The organism is Bacillus cereus group sp. MYBK15-3, assembly GCF_051916765.1.
Lineage (GTDB): Bacteria > Bacillota > Bacilli > Bacillales > Bacillaceae_G > Bacillus_A > Bacillus_A cereus.
On record NZ_JBQAHG010000002.1, the window covers coordinates 406179 to 421267 of the forward strand.

Here is a 15089-nt window from a genome sequence, read left to right on the forward strand (position 1 = left end):
TAGATGAACATTCGGCAACTAGCGCTGCAAAATATAAAAGGAAATTGGCGTAATTATAAAGTGTTTTTCTTAAGTAGTTGTTTTGCAATATTTGCTTCTTACGCATATATGTCTGTCATTGTGCATCCATATATGCAAGAGACGATGTGGTATCAAAACGTACGCTGGGGACTTATTATATGTAATGTTATAATCATTTCTTTTTTCGTCATATTTATTTTGTACTCTACTTCTATTTTCATAGAAGCACGTAAGAAAGAATTAGGGTTATATATGTTAATGGGAGCAACGAAGTCTAACGTAATAGGAGTGATTATGACCGAGCAAATTTTAATCGGGGTCTTCGCGAATATTTTCGGTATTGGGCTTGGTATGATATTTTTAAAACTCTTTTTTATGGTATTTAGTATGTTACTGGGGCTTCCGAAAGAACTCCCTGTCATATTTGACGTAAGGGCGATTGGTGTAACATTTATTACATATATGGTCGTTTTTATTTTGTTATCTTTTATAAGTGCTTTACGTATATGGAATATAAAAATCATTCGGTTATTGAAAGAATTTCGAACAGATAAAAAAGAGAAGAAAACATCAAAGTGGCTCTGTTTATTCGGTTTTGCTTGTTTAGTGGGCGGGTATGCATTGGCGCTACAAGTGACGATGGCTACGATAGCGATATACTTTTTCCCTGTGTCTATACTTGTCTTTTTTGGAACGTACTTTTCTTTTACACATGGAGCTACCCAAATGTTAGAAATAATAAAGCGAAATAAAAAGATTATGTATACATATCCGTATTTATTTATAGTGAATCAATTGTCACATCGAATGAAGGAAAATGGTCGCTTTTTCTTTCTGATGTCTATGGCAACGACGTTTGTAGTTACAGCAACAGGTACGGTGTTCTTATATTTTTCTAGCATGCAAGATATGTGGCGAACTGGAGGGGTACACTCGTTTTCGTACATAGAAAAAGGTATTTCTACTCATGAAGTCTTTGAGGAAGGTGCGGTTGAAAAATTACTGCATCAATATGGGTATGACGATTTTCAATATATGAGTTTTGTTGGAGTGTATGCATCCTTTCAGTCTAGTAAAGGAGAAACAACAATAGTACCGCTTATAAAAGAAAGTGAATATAACCAAGAAGCAAGGAAACAAAAACAGAAAACGTATCGTCCTAAAAAAGGTACAGTGACACTCGTTTATTATAATAAATACAATAATTCGAATGTATATAATCAAAAAGAGATTCAATTGCAAGTAATGAATCAACCATATCAATTCGTATTTAACGGTCAGAAAGAAGGGGTTCAATTTAACCATCACCCTTCGTACATTAATGGTCTGTTCTTTGTTATGAATGATGAAGATTTTGATAGTATAGCAAATCAGGTTCCTGATTCTGAAACAATGATATATAGAGGCTACACATTACCAAATATCGAAAAGACGAAGAAATTAAATGAAGATTTACGGAAACATATGAAACAAGATAATAATAATGCATTTCGAAGCAATATGGAGTTGTATGTAAATATGAAAGAAGGCGGTGATATTACTCTATTTGTAGGCTCATTTATTAGTATATTATTCTTTCTTACTTCATGTAGTATCGTTTATTTTAAATGGTTCCATAATATTGCATCGGACCGAAAGCAGTATGGTGCACTCTCTAAACTTGGAATGACGAAGGAAGAAGTATGGAAAATTTCTCGTTGGCAATTATGTATGCTATTTTTTGCGCCAATTATAGTAGGGAGTATGCATAGTGCAGTTGCGTTATATACGTTTCATAATACGCTTTTTATGGATGGATCATTAAGAAAAGTAGGTTTGTTCATTCTGTTTTATATTGCAGCATGTATCATTTATTTCTTCTTCGCTCAAAGAGAATATAAGAAACATTTAGACTAGCGAACGCTAGTCTTTTTTTTAATATTCGAAATTTACATAGAAGAATATAAAAAAGTATGGTATAACAGTAAGAAAACGAAAAAGAGGGGAAAAGACGATGATTCGAGTAGGTTATTTAGGACCAGAAGCAACATTTACAAATATGGCGGTGAGTCGTTTTTTTCCGGAAGCAGAGCATGTACCATATCGAACGATTCCAGATTGTATAGATGCAGCTGCAAATGAAAATGTAGACTTCGCAGTTGTACCGTTAGAAAATGCAATAGAAGGTTCAGTGAATATAACGGTTGATTACCTTGTACATGAGCAGCCGCTTTCCATTGTAGGAGAAATTACAGTACCAATTCAGCAGCATTTACTTGTACATCCGCAGTATGCAGAAGTGTGGGATGAAGTATATGCAGTGCATTCTCATCCGCATGCCATTGCACAGTGCCATAAATTTTTAAATGAAGAATTAAAAGGAGTAACTGTTCGAGATATGACATCTACAAGTGCTGCTGCGCAATATGTGAAAGAACATCCTGAAGAGAAAATTGCCGCTATTGCAAATGAAGCGGCTGCAGAAAAATACGGATTAACAATTGTGAGACGTAGTATTCATACGCATAAAAATAATCACACACGTTTCTTGGTACTCCATAAGAAAAAGAAAGCAGTACTCCCGAATAACGGAGAGAATCGCGGAGAGAAAACGACGCTTATGATAACGTTACCTGCAGATTATGCAGGTGCCCTATATCAAGTGTTATCAGCTTTCGCATGGAGAAAATTAAACTTATCAAAAATCGAATCGCGTCCGATGAAAACAGGTCTTGGAAATTACTTTTTCTTAATCGATGTTGATAAAGCATACGATGACGTATTATTGCCAGGCGTAACGATGGAACTTGAAGCACTCGGTTTTTCTGTTACTGTGCTGGGGAGTTATTCTTCTTATTGGTTGTAGAGGGGAGCTGTTGTTAAAGTTGTTTGAAATGAAAAGCTGTTTCTCGGTTTGAGGCAGAGTAAGCTATCGATTCTATTGAAGTAAGTGATTAATTAAGCTAGCAAAATAAAGAAGCCGTCCTAAAAGATATTTAGGACGGCTTCTGTTAGGAATAGATAACTCTTTTGTCGGGTTTTTAGTACGCATCATTACAACTATTATAATAATAGGATTCATCATTGTTCGAATTACTGCAGCAAATACAATTCGTTTGTTGTATTAATAGATTGAGTGTAGATGGAGCTACAGTATCTGAGAAAGTAATACTCTCAACATCTTCTACTAAAAATGTTTTAATATCTCCTGGTGTTAAGGTAAATGTAAGTGGAGAGCGATGGTTTAATCTTGCGATTGTTAATCTAATCGTTGTTGCAAATGCAGGACTGAAACTAAATTTAATAAGTGTCTTATTATGATTTTTAGTGAAGTTTTCAAATATAGTTCGAGGAATTCCAGTTGTTATATCAAGATCTTGAGGGGTATTTCCCGTACCGAAAATAGTATAGTTCTGTATAAAACAGTTATTTGAATCTGAATTTGAAGAATTACATGGACGATCATTTTTCTTATAATATTTTTTTCCATTTTTTAAGAAGTAATCCGCCATAATTAATCACTCCCTTCACATATAAGAATTAAAGGTTGTCCATATATAATATGAAATATATTTTTATATGTTTGGACGTGAAGGAAGAGAAAATAAAAAGAGTCCATCTGGTATGATGGACTCAATACTGTTTTACCTGGTGTGATTCTTTATTTTAACTTCGCAAGACGATCTTCTAACTGACCACGCCAAATATCAGCTAGTTCTGGAACGGCAAGAATTTTTTCAATACCATCTTTATCTTTTCTATTATGAAAATAAATTTCGTTAGAGAACAAGACAGAAACATTGCTCGGTTGACGTTCTAGTAATGTAATTTTAGAATCTTTACGTACAGTACCTTCTTGAAGAACGCGGCATAGGTAGCCTGTAAATCCAGTTGCTACAATGCGTGGCAGTATGCCAGGGATGCCAAGACGTTTTGAAATTGTGCTACAAGGTACTCTTGCTTGTGTCACTTGAATGATTGTTTCACCTAGTTGATATGTATCTCCGATGCAAACATCACGCTCTAACATATTTGTTACGGTAATGTTTTCGCCAAATGTGGAAGCTGGAAGCGTAGTTTGAAATTCCTCTTCCCATAGTGCGTAATGCTCGTGTGGGTACACACAAACAGCACGATCAGGACCGCCGTGATGTTTTAAATCCGCTACGTCATCACCACGAAATCCGTCTTTTGAGAGAAAGGCCTCTTCTGTAGGGTCTTTACATATACCTGTTATCATTTCTTTATCTTCGCCATATTTCATTTGTTTCGGTTTGCCAATGCTAAAGTGAACGAGTTCAATTCCCATATTTGATCTCCTTTACGATTGATTACAATATTATAGCATTAAAAAAGCACAGAGAATGATAAAAACTCTGTGCCTTACATTAATAAACGAGAAATCCTGCTTTATCTAACGCCTCACAAGCAGCATCTAACTTTTCTTTAGAATCTGCCTCAATTGTATGTAAGTGAATACCATCTGTTAGTTGTGAAAGATAGGAAGCATTTGTGTTTTCGATTTTTTGTAAATATTGCTCTACATCAAAGCGATTGCTTACCATGATGGATGCTGTTAAGTCACCGTATACAGGATGCTCAACTTTTACATCTTTAATCGTAACGCCATGGTCAACAAGCATTGTAAGTTCTTGACGTACTTCTGCTGGTTTGTGCTGGCATACGATTACGCGTTCAAAAGCTTGTTGTTTCTCTTGTGGTTTTAAATATAAATAGCCTTGGGCAGTCGCAATAATTGGTTCGTTTCGTGCTTTAAGCAAGGAAATATCTTGCACGATAACTTGTCTACTTACGTTTGTCTTCTTCGATAGTTCATTCCCAGATAACGGCTCATTTGCAGCGAGAAGCCACTGAAGGATAAGCTGTCGTCTTTCTTCGCCTAAAATCTTTTTTTGGTCATTTTGTTTCATTATGATTTAACACCTCTATAAAATTGATTTCCAATTGTGTGTAGTGCATGAATAGTAGTATCAATTTGATCTTTCGTTGTTTGTTGTCCGAAAGAGAAGCGGACATATTGTTTGGCCTCTTCATACGTTTTTCCAATTGCAAGCATAGTTTTCGAAGGTTCTTGTTTACCGACTTGGCAAGCACTTCCGGTGGAAATAGCGATACCATGGCGATTACATTCTAGCATAGTATATTGACCTTCTATTCCTTTTATTGTAACCCCAACAATATGTGGTAAACAAGAAGTAGAATGACCTTCTACTTCAATTTCTAGCGGAAGTGTTTGTATTTGCCCTAAAAAGTAGGAGCGTAACTCTTTAAAACGTAAACTTTCTTCCCATTGAGTTTTTAATATATTTTCAGCAGCTGTTAAAAAAGATGCGATGCCGGGAACGTTCACTGTACCTGGGCGAAATCCTTTTTCGTGAGAAGTTCCCGGAAATACTTGCTCCCAGCGAGATTGCGGATTTATGTAGCAAGCGCCGACACCTTTTGGTCCGTATATTTTATGTGCTGAAACAGAAAGACTATCAATGCCCATCTCAAAAACATGGATAGGCAGTTTACCAAACGTTTGCACACAATCTGTATGAAATAAAACATTATATTTTTTTAAAAGTGCCCCGATTTCTGTAATGTTTTGAACGGTTCCGATTTCAGAGTTTCCATGCTGTATACTTGCTAGCACAGTATCTTCTGTAATAGCTGCCTCTAAATCTACTAAACAAAGGAGTCCGCTTTTATCAACAGGAATTTCAGTGATCGTATAGCCTTTTAATTTTAGAGATTGAAAATAACTTCGAATGGATGCATGTTCCATAGGTGTCGTAATAATATGCTTCTTAGTTCGGGCATTTAGAAGTGATTGAATCGCAAGATAGTTTGATTCCGATCCGCCACTTGTGAAAAATACTCCTTGTTCTTTTCCTCCAATCATTTCCGCAAATGTTTTTCGGCAAACTTGTAATAAAGAAGCAGCTGTTCCTCCAATATCATGTAAACTTTGTTCATTTCCGAAGTATTGCGACGCTGCTTTCATATATGTTTGTAACGCTTCCTCGCTCATAGGTGTAGTAGCTGCATAGTCAAGATATATCATCATGTAAGTTCCTCTCTCTAGTAAGAGTTACAGTTCTTTTACTTTTTAAATGGTAGTGAAAATAAGAATTATAAAAAAACTCTTGTCATTATTTTAAAACTATGTAAATATAGGTGTCAAGACAGTTGAAAAGTGTAAAGTAGGAGGCAACAATTATGCCAAGTGCAGATGTCTTAATTATTGGAAGTGGTGTTGCGGCACTTCGTGTTGCAAAAGAGATTTGTCACGAAAAGAATGTGATTATTATCACAAAGGAGACGAAACGTAATAATAATACACATTTAGCTCAAGGTGGAATTGCCGCAGCGGTAGCTACATATGACAATCCTAATGATCATTTTGAAGATACATTAGTAGCAGGGTGTCATTATAACAATGAAGAAGTGGTCCGTTATTTAGTCGAGGAGGGACCGAAAGAAATTAATAACCTTATTGAAAGAGGAATGAAATTTGATGGAGATGAAACAGGTCCTCATCTTGGAAAAGAAGGAGCGCATCGAAAACGTCGTATTTTACATGCAGGTGGCGATGCAACAGGAAAGAATTTATTAGAGCATCTTATTCAAGAAGTAGCTCCATACGTTACGGTAGTGGAACAGGAAATGGTGCTCGATTTTATTATAGAAAAAGATAAATGTGTTGGGGCTTTAACTCGCAACAATAAAGGAGAATTGAAACGTTACAATGCAGATTGTACGGTGTTAGCTTCAGGCGGTATTGGCGGTTTATACGCCTTTACTTCTAATGATGAGACGATTACAGGCGATGGACTTGCAATGGTGTACCGTGCAGGCGGAGAGCTTGTAGATTTAGAGTTTATACAATTTCATCCGACGATGTTATACGCGGGTGGGCGTTGTTCCGGCCTCGTGTCCGAAGCTGTTCGCGGAGAAGGAGCTGTCCTTATAAATGGAAAAGGGCAGCGTTTTATGATGGATATACATTCCGAACAGGATCTAGCACCTCGTGATGTAGTCGCACGGGCTATTCATGAACAGCTACTTGCGGGTGAAAAAGTGTACTTAAACATCGAAATGATTCAAAACTTTGAACAACGCTTTCCGACCGTGTCATCGATATGTAAAACAAATGGAGTCGATATAAATAAAAAACTTATTCCAGTCGTGCCTGGTACTCATTTTCACATGGGCGGCGTGAAAACGAACTGTGATGGAGAGACGTCTATTCCGAACTTATACGCAGTCGGTGAAGTAGCTTGTAACGGAGTTCATGGTGCAAATAGATTAGCGAGTAATTCATTATTAGAAGGTCTTGTGTTTGGAAAAAGAATCGGACGACACATTTTATCTAGAGAGACAAAAGAAAAGGTGAACATGCTAGCTGAAAAGGAAGAAAAGTTTATCGTTCTGAATCATTTACCGACGAAAGAAGAAATACAAAAATGCATGATGAAATATGTTGGGATTGTGCGAACAGAGCAAAGTTTATCTTATGCGAAGAGATGGTTTAGTAAGTATGGTGTTCGAAATATGATATTACAACATGATGTTCTTACGAATGAAGAGATAACGCTTATTAATATGTTAACGGTTTGTGAGCTTATAGTTGTGTCAGCCTTGCAAAGAGAAGAAAGTATTGGCGGGCATTACCGGAGTGATTATCCAGATAGAAATATAGGAAAGAAAGAGATTGTTCGAGTAAAGAGAAAACTACAACTTGTGTGATGAGGGGAAGAGGGGCTTTATGAACACGATAAAAGTTAAAGAAGCATTAAACCGATTTTTTTTAGAAGATATAGGAGAAAGAGATGTAACATCTCAGCTTATTTTTCCAGATAACTTGCTTTCGAAAGGAACGTTTCTTGCGAAGGATACAGGGGTCTTTGCAGGATGTTTAGTAATTGAATCAGGATTTAAATTAATTGATGAGAGAATTGAAATAGAGCTTCATAAAAAAGATGGGGATCTTGTAGAAAAAGGAGAAATTATTGCAACAGTGCAAGGTCCAATCGCATCGTTATTAACAGCAGAGCGCGTTATATTAAACGTTATTCAGCGTATGAGTGGAATAGCGACGATGACGCGTAAAGCGGTTCTTGCTTTAGATAGTAGTCATACTCGCATTTGTGATACGCGAAAAACGATGCCAGGACTACGTATGTTTGATAAGTATGCAGTCGTGTGCGGCGGTGGATTTAATCATCGCTTCGGTTTATATGATGGTGTCATGATTAAAGACAATCATATTGCTTTTGCTGGTTCTATTACAAAAGCTGTTACATCAGTAAAAGAAAAGTTAGGACATATGGTGAAGGTAGAAGTGGAAACAGAAACTGAGGAACAGGTGAGAGAGGCTGTCGCTGCTGGTGCGGATATTATTATGTTCGATAATCGTACGCCAGATGAAATCCGGGAGTTTTCAAAGATTGTACCAAGTGCCATCGTTACGGAAGCTTCAGGGGGCATCACAATTGAAGATTTATCGAAATACGGAAAAACAGGGGTAGATTATATTTCACTTGGAGCGTTAACACATTCAGTGAAAGCACTTGATATTAGTTTCAATATTGAAGAGTAAGGAAAGTGGCTTAGAGGGGGAGAAACGTATATGAGTATTTTAGAAAAAGTACAGCCGATTGAAACGATGTTACCAGAGCGTTATTACACAATGTCAACGGAAGATATGGAAAAGCGTGTTCGTGAAATTAAAGAGAAAATGGGGAAAATGTTATTCATTCCAGGGCATCATTATCAAAAAGATGAAGTGGTACAATTTTCAGATGCAGCAGGGGATTCACTTCAGCTTGCGCAAGTTGCAGCGAGCAATAAAGACGCAAAATACATTGTGTTTTGCGGGGTACACTTTATGGCGGAAACAGCAGATATGTTGACGACAGATGATCAAGTTGTCATCTTACCAGATATGCGTGCAGGTTGTTCGATGGCGGATATGGCAGATATTGAACAAACAGAAAGAGCATGGACAGAGCTCACTAAATTATTTGGAGATACGATGATTCCGTTAACATATGTGAACTCTACAGCTGCAATTAAAGCGTTTTGTGGTCGTAACGGAGGAGCAACAGTAACTTCTTCTAATGCAAAGCAAATGGTATCTTGGGCGTTTACTCAAAAAGAACGTCTCGTCTTTTTACCAGACCAACATTTAGGGAGAAATACAGCGTACGATCTAGGTATCCCGTTAGATAAAATGGCAGTATGGGACCCACACACAGATTTATTAGAGTACGATGGGGATATAGAAGAAATTCAAGTGATTTTATGGAAAGGACATTGTTCTGTTCATCAAAATTTTACAATGAAGAATATTGAGAGTGTACGAAAAAATCATCCGGATATGAATATTATTGTACATCCAGAATGTTGCTATGAAGTTGTAGCTGCTTCAGATTATGCAGGCTCAACGAAATATATTATTGATATGATTGAATCAGCGCCATCTGGTAGCCAATGGGCGATTGGTACAGAAATGAATTTAGTGAATCGAATTATTCAGCAACATCCAGATAAAGAAATTGTTTCGCTTAATCCATTTATGTGTCCGTGCTTAACGATGAATCGAATTGATCTGCCTCACTTATTATGGACACTTGAAACGATAGAAAGAGGAGAAGAAATTAACGTTATTAGCGTAGACAAACAAGTAACGGCAGAAGCAGTTCTTGCATTAAATCGTATGTTAGAGCGTGTGTAAAGCAACGGTATTCCCGTTGCTTTTTTTCATACATATAATCATAACGAGAACGAAATGGGCATACATTGTTTTGAAGAAATCATTGTGGTTCTTTATGCTTATTCCACTTCGAATGATATTGAAAATCGAAGAAGTGATAAAAGTGAAAAGAAGTTAATGTTATTTAGAAAGAGTTACTTCATGAGATTTGTTACTTATAGATAAGTTATACAGGAGGGGGAAAATTTGAAAATTCATATCGTGCAAAAAGGGGATACCCTTTGGAAAATTGCGAAAAAGTACGGAGTGGATTTTGATACGTTGAAAAAAACAAATACACAACTTAGTAATCCAGATTTAATTATGCCAGGTATGAAAATTAAAGTGCCATCAAAGAGTGTTCATATGAAACAACAGGCTGGAGCAGGTTCAGCACCTCCAAAGCAATACGTAAAAGAAGTGCAGCAAAAAGAATTTGCAGCAACACCAACTCCGCTTGGAATAGAAGATGAAGAAGAAGTTACGTATCAATCAGCACCAATTACACAGCAGCCAGCTATGCAACAAACACAAAAAGAAGTGCAAGTAAAACCGCAGAAGGAGATGCAGGTAAAGCCACAAAAAGAAGTACAGGTGAAACCACAGAAGGAGATGCAGGTAAAGCCGCAAAAAGAAGTACAGGTGAAACCGCAAAAAGAGGTGCAAAAAGAACAGCCAATTCAAAAAGAAAAACCGTCTGTTATTCAAAAACCACCTGTGATAGAAAAACAAAAACCGGCGGAAAAAGAAAACACGAAGTTTTCGGTAAATGTATTACCGCAGCCGCCACAACCACCAATAAAACCGAAAAAAGAATATAAAATTTCAGATGTAATAAAAAAAGGAAGCGAGTTAATTGCTCCTCAAATTAGTAAAATGAAACCTAACAATATCATTTCTCCGCAAACGAAAAAAAATAATATAATATCGCCGCAAGTGAAAAAAGAAAATGTAGGGAATATAGTGTCGCCGCAAGTGAAAAAAGAAAATGTAGGGAATATAGTGTCGCCGCAAGTGAAGAAAGAGAATGTAGGGAATATAGTGTCACCACAAGTGAAAAAAGAAAATGTAGGAAATATAGTGTCGCCGCAAGTGAAAAAAGAAAATGTAGGAAATATAGTGTCGCCGCAAGTGAAAAAAGAAAATGTAGGGAATATAGTGTCACCACAAGTGAAGAAAGAGAATGTAGGAAATATAGTGTCACCACAAGTGAAGAAAGAGAATGTAGGAAATATAGTATCGCCAAATGTATCGAAAGAAAATGTAGTTATTCCACAAGTCATACCGCCAAATATTCAAATGCCAAATATAATGCCAATCATGGATAACAACCAACCACCGAATATAATGCCAATTATGGATAGCAATCAAATGCCGAATATGATGCCAATTATGGATAACAATCAAATGCCGAATATGATGCCAATTATGGATAACAATCAACCACCGAATATGATGCCAATTATGGATAACAATCAAATGCCGAATATGATGCCAATTATGGATAACAACCAACCACCGAATATGATGCCAATTATGGATAACAACCAACCACCGAATATGATGCCAATTATGGATAATAACCAAATGCCGAATATGATGCCAATCATGGATAATAACCAAATGCCGAATATAATGCCAATTATGGATAACAATCAAATGCCGAACATGATGCCGATTATGGATAACAATCAACCACCAAATATGATGCCCTATCAAATGCCGTATCAACAGCCCATGATGCCGCCGAATCCGTATTATCAACAACCAAATCCATATCAAATGCCATATCAGCAAGGAGCGCCGTTTGGACCGCAATATACGTCTATGCCAAACCCGAATATGATGCCAATGGATAATAATATGCCGCCGCTTGTGCAGGGGGAGGAAGATTGTGGATGCGGAGGAGAAAGTAGACTATATAGTCCACAACCAGGCGGTCCGCAATATGCGAATCCTTTATATTATCAACCAACTCAGTCTGCATATGCACCACAGCCAGGAACGATGTATTATCAACCAGATCCACCAAATGTATTTGGAGAGCCCGTTTCAGAAGAAGAGGACGAAGAAGAAGTTTAAAAAGGCGGGAGTATTCCCGCCTTTTTTGCATTCTTGTTGATTAAGAAAATGCAGTTTTTTTATGAAGTGCTAGAAAATTCCCAGTGAAATATTAACAGTGTAAAAACCTTCTCTGTTACTCATCATAAGAGGGAGCTTTTCAGTAGAGAAGCTCATTCTAACAGAGGGGGTTTTTGTATTGAATACGAAAGTAAAAGTGATTGCTGCTTCTTTGTTAGTTACTAGTGCATTAGCTGCATGTGGTACACCAAAAAACAATGCAATGGATGGACGTAACTACAATTACGAGCGTACATCTTATAATGATACACACCAGTATCGTGATAATGTGACGCGTAATGATCGTTATACAGATTATGTAACATATAGAAATGGTCGTAACGATACAGGATACAATTATTACCGTGATGTAAATTACAATGGACAAATTGCTAATCCGCATCCAACTCGTAATATTACAATGAACAATTCATACATTAACAATGATGGTAAAACAGCTGAAAGAATAACAAATCGTGTGAAACGTATGAATAACGTAGACCGTGTGTCTACAGTTGTATATGGAAACGATGTAGCGATTGCGGTAAAACCACGTAACACAGTGACAAATGAAACGGCGATGGCGAACGAAATTCGTCAAGCTGTTGCAAATGAAGTTGGAAACAGAAACGTATATGTTTCTGTAAGAAATGATATGTTTACTCGTGTCGATGCAATGAGTACGCGTCTACGTAACGGTACAGTTACAAACGATTTTAATCGTGATATAGGAAATATGTTCCGAGACATTCGTTACGGTTTAACTGGTACAGTGCGATAGCAAAACAAAAGAGGAAGGGGGAGCCCTTCCTCTTTATTCATCTTCGTCTTGTAAACGACGTTTTTTAATAAAATAACTAATGGAATAAGAACCTAAAAAGCATATGAAGAGAATACCACCTGTTAAAATAGCTTCAAATAGGGGGCTTTCTGGACTGAAAATGATATAAATAATAGCCATAACGATTCCTACAATAAGAGAGCGTAAAACAATTTTGTAATAAGGAGTTAATTTTATCTCCTTTTCACTTTCTTCTACATCAATTGAAACACTTAACTGTAAATAACTAAGGATCATACTCGTAAGAATAAATACTAGCCATAATGGAGATTTCGTAATTTGATCTATTCCTTCAGTGAATCCGATATAGCCTAAAATACCGATTATACCAAGTGATTGAAAAAGAAAAGCAATACGTACGTTTTTTAACGTTTGCAGAATGAGACGTTCATCCTTTATTTTTTTTACACTACCCATCTCCTGTTTATTATAATTTCGCTGTTACATTAATTGTAACGTATATATTACATTTATCAATTTATAATTTACATATAATTTGTTTAGATGAAAGAGGAAATAAAATATTTTTATAAACATGTTGCACTTATACTTTATTAATGTTATATTAGCAAAGCGATGAGCTAATTTACGTAAGACGAGAGATATGCTTAAGTGCTAAACACGCGAATGTGGTCGCCTGGTCTCTCGCCGTAAACGCATCAAGACGCCTGCTTTGCAGGCGTCTTTCATTTTATATAAAAGTAAATGATACATGCAGATGAGGTGAATCCTTATCTGCATTTTTTATATTTTCGAAAGAAATGTAATATGGATAAAACCCCCATTTCCGGAAAAACTACTAATGAAAGTTTGATTTTGCCTAAAAGAGGTGAACGGAAATGAAATGGATACTGATTGCGATGCAAGCTTTCGTTATGATGTTTTGTTTCGTTTATGAAACGAATGTGAAGGCGGAAGGGCCAGTACCAGAGGTAACGAAAAAAGAACCTGAGGTTACAATTTTATTAGAGCGTATGTATGTTGATGGCGAAGTAAGCGAAGAAATACTTACAGAAAAAGTGACGGATTTAGAAAAGTTTTTACAGCAGTATAAAGAATGGCAGCTCGTTGATCGTGATGATGTACAAATTGTATTGCAAAAGAAAGTTGATGATATTTCTCCGTTATTGAAAACGAGCGGGTATTTTGGTGTTTCAGAGGAAGGGATATTACAAATTTTCAAAGGTGTGCCAAAAAATGATAATGCGATCCATTCTTTCTTTCAAATTGATATGAAAAAGCTTGAGAGCTATGAACGTGCGAAATTGAAACGTGGCATTCGTATTAAATCAAAAGAAGGTTTTGTGAAGACGATTGAAAAAATGAAGCAATACGCAGTTCAAAGTAAGAAAAAAAGCAGCTCATGGTGAGCTGCTTTTTTTCTTATTTATTTTTAGCTAAAATTTCTTTTGCGATTTCATCAATTAGCATATCTTTTCCGATTGGATTGAATGCTTTCGTATTGAAGACTTCATTTGATACTTCATATACGTGATTATTTTTAACTGCTTTATTGTCTTTCCAAACGGCACTGTTTTTGTAGTCTTCGTAAACTTTATCAGCTTCGCCGCCGAAGTTTACAATAAACATTTGGTCAGGCTGGAATGCAACTAGACCTTCTAGTGATACTTGCGCCATCGTTTGTTTTAAATCCGTACCTTTTGTTGCTGGAAGTTTTAAGTCATTAAAGATGATGTCACCGTATCCGAAGCTACCGTATACACGGAAGTTTTGTGGTGTAACTGCAACGAACATAAAGTTCTCATCTTTTGTTTTCTCTTTAATTTTTTTAGATAAAGAGTCTGCTTTCTTCTCGTAGTCTGCAATCCATTTGTCTGCTTTCTGCTCTTCGTCAAATAGCTTACCTACTTCTTTAAACTTACCACGCCAGTCTTCTAAGTTTGTTTCTAGAACAACTGTAGGTGCAACCTTTTCTAGTTGATCATAAATTTTTAATTGACGGTTGTTTAAAATAATTAAGTCTGGTTTTAAAGCAGTAACAGCTTCTAAATCAACTTTAGGTGCCCAGTACCAACCTACTGCTTTTACTCCATCTAACTTGTCTGTTAAGTGATTTTGGATTTTATCTTTATATGTATTTGCTGTACCAACAGGTTTATGTCCAAGAAGTAATAGTTCTTCTGTTGATCCAGATAAGTCAACAATTCTCTTTGGATTTACTGGAATTGTAGCTTCACCTTTAGCATGTTTTACAACTTTTGTTTTCGGTTGTTCTTTTGCTTTCGATTCTTCTTTTTGAGAAGAACAGCCAACGATAGAAAGAACAACAAGCATAATAGTAAATAAAATAAATAGCTTACGTTTCATCCTGATGTAACCCCTTTAATTAGTATTGATAATCAT

The 15089-nt window shown here is 36.4% G+C and carries 13 protein-coding genes and 1 pseudogene; 8 read left to right on the top strand and 6 right to left on the bottom strand.

What is annotated here, in order from left to right; translation table 11 throughout:
• Nucleotides 1–3 precede the first annotated feature (3 nt).
• A complete protein-coding gene (locus ACTFR8_RS10520; RefSeq protein WP_001026365.1) occupies nt 4–1917 on the top strand; it encodes an ABC transporter permease in 1914 nt (637 codons plus the stop codon).
• 97 nt (nt 1918–2014) lie between these two features.
• On the top strand, nt 2015–2866 hold the full coding sequence (gene pheA / locus ACTFR8_RS10525; RefSeq protein ID WP_000621701.1) for a prephenate dehydratase: 852 nt from the start codon (nt 2015–2017) through the stop codon (nt 2864–2866).
• A gap of 175 nt (nt 2867–3041) precedes the next feature.
• Here the strand turns inward: pheA and ACTFR8_RS10530 are convergent, their stop codons facing one another.
• The 4 genes from ACTFR8_RS10530 to ACTFR8_RS10545 all read right to left on the bottom strand — a co-directional run bounded on the left by ACTFR8_RS10530 (nt 3042) and on the right by ACTFR8_RS10545 (nt 6073).
• Nucleotides 3042–3512 carry a hypothetical protein gene (locus tag ACTFR8_RS10530; RefSeq protein ID WP_144607916.1) on the bottom strand — a complete coding sequence of 157 codons (471 nt, stop codon included), beginning with the start codon at nt 3510–3512 and terminating at the stop codon, nt 3042–3044.
• Between the two features lie 149 nt (nt 3513–3661).
• Entirely contained in the window at nt 3662–4309 is a 648-nt protein-coding gene (locus ACTFR8_RS10535) for an MOSC domain-containing protein (protein ID WP_000510668.1), read from the bottom strand.
• 79 nt (nt 4310–4388) lie between these two features.
• Nucleotides 4389–4931: a transcription repressor NadR gene (locus ACTFR8_RS10540; protein WP_000812240.1), complete on the bottom strand. Its 543-nt coding sequence runs from the start codon at nt 4929–4931 to the stop codon at nt 4389–4391.
• Nucleotides 4931–6073, bottom strand: coding sequence for an IscS subfamily cysteine desulfurase (locus ACTFR8_RS10545; protein ID WP_000973757.1), 1143 nt, complete (start codon nt 6071–6073; stop codon nt 4931–4933). Before ACTFR8_RS10545 ends, ACTFR8_RS10540 begins: the two co-directional genes overlap by 1 nt.
• A gap of 152 nt (nt 6074–6225) precedes the next feature.
• Between ACTFR8_RS10545 and nadB the strand changes: the two genes are divergently transcribed.
• From nadB to ACTFR8_RS10570, 5 genes and pseudogenes are all read left to right on the top strand, one after another.
• Nucleotides 6226–7755 carry an L-aspartate oxidase gene (gene nadB / locus ACTFR8_RS10550; protein ID WP_001138536.1) on the top strand — a complete coding sequence of 510 codons (1530 nt, stop codon included), beginning with the start codon at nt 6226–6228 and terminating at the stop codon, nt 7753–7755.
• A 19-nt stretch (nt 7756–7774) separates the two neighbouring features.
• On the top strand, nt 7775–8608 hold the full coding sequence (nadC, locus tag ACTFR8_RS10555; protein ID WP_001092207.1) for a carboxylating nicotinate-nucleotide diphosphorylase: 834 nt from the start codon (nt 7775–7777) through the stop codon (nt 8606–8608).
• Nucleotides 8609–8638: 30 nt separating this feature from the next.
• Entirely contained in the window at nt 8639–9745 is a 1107-nt protein-coding gene (nadA, locus tag ACTFR8_RS10560; RefSeq protein WP_000025305.1) for a quinolinate synthase NadA, read from the top strand.
• A gap of 225 nt (nt 9746–9970) precedes the next feature.
• Nucleotides 9971–10127, top strand: a pseudogene (gene safA, locus ACTFR8_RS10565) (SafA/ExsA family spore coat assembly protein); the annotation flags it as partial.
• A 1896-nt stretch (nt 10128–12023) separates the two neighbouring features.
• Nucleotides 12024–12665, top strand: coding sequence for a YhcN/YlaJ family sporulation lipoprotein (locus tag ACTFR8_RS10570; RefSeq protein ID WP_001093541.1), 642 nt, complete (start codon nt 12024–12026; stop codon nt 12663–12665).
• A 33-nt stretch (nt 12666–12698) separates the two neighbouring features.
• On the opposite strand, the gene ACTFR8_RS10575 is transcribed toward ACTFR8_RS10570, so the two are convergent.
• A complete protein-coding gene (locus ACTFR8_RS10575; protein ID WP_002005756.1) occupies nt 12699–13142 on the bottom strand; it encodes a hypothetical protein in 444 nt (147 codons plus the stop codon).
• 422 nt (nt 13143–13564) lie between these two features.
• On the opposite strand from ACTFR8_RS10575, the gene ACTFR8_RS10580 reads away from it, so the two are divergent.
• Nucleotides 13565–14095: a BofC C-terminal domain-containing protein gene (locus tag ACTFR8_RS10580; RefSeq protein ID WP_000871174.1), complete on the top strand. Its 531-nt coding sequence runs from the start codon at nt 13565–13567 to the stop codon at nt 14093–14095.
• 13 nt (nt 14096–14108) lie between these two features.
• Here the strand turns inward: ACTFR8_RS10580 and ACTFR8_RS10585 are convergent, their stop codons facing one another.
• On the bottom strand, nt 14109–15053 hold the full coding sequence (locus tag ACTFR8_RS10585; RefSeq protein ID WP_100619246.1) for an iron-hydroxamate ABC transporter substrate-binding protein: 945 nt from the start codon (nt 15051–15053) through the stop codon (nt 14109–14111).
• Between the last annotated feature and the right edge of the window lie 36 nt (nt 15054–15089).

Bases quoted from the DNA above. Each gene is read 5' to 3' on its own strand.
- ACTFR8_RS10520 (WP_001026365.1), top strand. From the start codon at position 4: ATGAACATTCGGCAACTAGCGCTGCAAAATATAAAAGGAAATTGGCGT.
- pheA (WP_000621701.1), top strand. From the start codon at position 2,015: ATGATTCGAGTAGGTTATTTAGGACCAGAAGCAACATTTACAAATATG.
- ACTFR8_RS10530 (WP_144607916.1), bottom strand. From the start codon at position 3,512: ATGGCGGATTACTTCTTAAAAAATGGAAAAAAATATTATAAGAAAAAT.
- ACTFR8_RS10535 (WP_000510668.1), bottom strand. From the start codon at position 4,309: ATGGGAATTGAACTCGTTCACTTTAGCATTGGCAAACCGAAACAAATG.
- ACTFR8_RS10540 (WP_000812240.1), bottom strand. From the start codon at position 4,931: ATGAAACAAAATGACCAAAAAAAGATTTTAGGCGAAGAAAGACGACAG.
- ACTFR8_RS10545 (WP_000973757.1), bottom strand. From the start codon at position 6,073: ATGATGATATATCTTGACTATGCAGCTACTACACCTATGAGCGAGGAA.
- nadB (WP_001138536.1), top strand. From the start codon at position 6,226: ATGCCAAGTGCAGATGTCTTAATTATTGGAAGTGGTGTTGCGGCACTT.
- nadC (WP_001092207.1), top strand. From the start codon at position 7,775: ATGAACACGATAAAAGTTAAAGAAGCATTAAACCGATTTTTTTTAGAA.
- nadA (WP_000025305.1), top strand. From the start codon at position 8,639: ATGAGTATTTTAGAAAAAGTACAGCCGATTGAAACGATGTTACCAGAG.
- ACTFR8_RS10575 (WP_002005756.1), bottom strand. From the start codon at position 13,142: ATGGGTAGTGTAAAAAAAATAAAGGATGAACGTCTCATTCTGCAAACG.
- ACTFR8_RS10580 (WP_000871174.1), top strand. From the start codon at position 13,565: ATGAAATGGATACTGATTGCGATGCAAGCTTTCGTTATGATGTTTTGT.
- ACTFR8_RS10585 (WP_100619246.1), bottom strand. From the start codon at position 15,053: ATGAAACGTAAGCTATTTATTTTATTTACTATTATGCTTGTTGTTCTT.